The following is a 1,995-nucleotide window of genomic DNA, read 5'->3' on the forward strand; positions in this document are numbered from 1 at the left end:
GTTAAAAAATAATATTAGAAAGACAAAATATACACCACTTTGATATTATCTCTCGGGCATCATGGATTCATAGATTAGTAGCTATTATTTTTTGAAAGCACAGTTGTTTGAACAAACAGACAGTCTAGATTCGAGCTACCAGTTTGCTTAATTATGTTGTCATCAACTTTTTCAAATTTGTATGTTAAAGAGCCTTTTACTGGTTCTGAAGTTTCTACACTCGTACATGAAGCAGACGTTACAAATGAAAATTCTGTGTCTGACGAACTAACTGTGCTAGTACCTCCTGAAGAAGGGTCTAATTTTTCTATTTCTTTAGCACCTAACCCGACAGTGTTCATAACAATCATGTGTACATCGTTAGTTGTGAATTTCCATCCACTATCCCCAAGTGAGTCAGAGCTGGTCCATGCTCCTTGAATCCAAGATGGAGGTGAGAATTCTGATGTTTGTGAACCATTAGAACTGCTGCCAGAACCACTTTCCGAACAACCTTGCAAAACAAAGAGAAAGATAAACAGCAACTCTGTAAACAATAAATGTTGTTTTATTATTCTCATATATCTCCAAAGTTTTGGGAAACTGCTACTGAATCTCCAGTAGTGCTGAAGTTATCAATCATTTAGTAAGTAACAGACAAGTTGGTCTCACCAATTTTTAAACCACCGGATCATCAATTAGTTGGTGGGCAGGTATAGAGGAAGGTGGGATCTAGTCAGTCCAGATCCCAAAAGATTGGAGCGAGTTGCTTAGCTGGCAGCAGCTTGAATAACTCCTCCAATCACCTCATCACTGGCAATCGGCTTAATTTCTATTGGCAGTATATCACTCCAGTCATTGGCGAGCGTTGCCAAAGCCGCAGGATCATCTGTTTCCAAAATAGCAAAGCCTCCACTTCCATCAACGTAGTGATAGCGAGAGTGCATTGTCATTCCCTCTGGAGATGGACCTCCAGTTTCCATAAATCTGGCTTGTACCTGATTTCTCATTTCCGGAGCTATTTTCCAATTGATCGAATAAAACATTTGGGCCTCCGTCGATTGAAATATTCAGAATATTACCCACAGGTAAAATAATGATGAGGGATCTCACTTCTCACTCCTGAACTATTCAGGGTGCATTGAAGTTATCAACTAGAAGGCGTAATAAGCCAATACATTTCGTTCGTCATTTTTAATTCTGATTCTAAAACCATATACTATTGGATTACAGATCAGTCGGGAGGGGGGGGATCTGCAAATAATCACAAAAGTGAGGTCGTTGAGGGGCATACTACTTGGTTAGTTTCAAAATACTCGTAGGTTGTGTTGCTGTAATAATATTCGGCTGTAAATGCCCTAGAATCGGTATGCTTGTCAACCAGAGTTCCGTACTTTCTTATTGCTTAAAATTGGGTATGGAGGAAAGGAAGAGAAAAAAACTGACAATGTGGGTTTTTGAAAGTTTTGTTTTTGGAACCTACAGATACCTACAGTGGCAGCCGGGTAAGTATGGTGGCCTAACTCAGGAATTCAGACTTTTAGGTTATTTTAGCTTGCTATCCTTTTTCGAACACGGAGGTTTCAAATGACGTGAAAAGATTCTTTCTTCCGGACATCTCACCTAACGGCTTAATTCATAACAAGACAACCTGCTCGACATTCTGCTTCATCCACAAACGTCAAAATTCGCCCTAGAGTTTCGAAGATAAATTTAAAAATAAATAATCGGTTGTCAGTCAAAAGTGAGGTCAAACTGGGACAGAAAATCCCGCCAATTGGTTGGGTATATGGTTGGGTAAATCGAAATCTGGGTGAAGACCAGAAAAGAGGGATGCTAGGTTAAATACTGATTTTATTGAGGAAAAGTGTGGTGGCGGGGGCAGGATTTGAACCTGCGACCTTCGGGTTATGAGTACTGTGTAAAAATCAATTTACATCAGTATCCATGCAGCCTTGAAGGAAGTGGGGCTAATTCACTGTCAGTTGGCTGTCAGTTGAGGAAGATTGCGACACC

Annotated in this window: 2 protein-coding genes; both read right to left on the reverse strand. The window is 40.1% G+C overall.

What is annotated here, in order from left to right; translation table 11 throughout:
* Window positions 1-74: 74 nt before the first annotated feature.
* Complete coding sequence (locus P8O70_11560; protein MDG2197500.1) at window positions 75-560, reverse strand: hypothetical protein; 486 nt, start codon at window positions 558-560, stop codon at window positions 75-77.
* Between the two features lie 189 nt (window positions 561-749).
* Complete coding sequence (locus P8O70_11565) at window positions 750-1,025, reverse strand: DUF3303 family protein (protein ID MDG2197501.1); 276 nt, start codon at window positions 1,023-1,025, stop codon at window positions 750-752.
* Between the last annotated feature and the right edge of the window lie 970 nt (window positions 1,026-1,995).

Source organism: SAR324 cluster bacterium, assembly GCA_029245725.1.
GTDB lineage: Bacteria > SAR324 > SAR324 > SAR324 > NAC60-12 > JCVI-SCAAA005.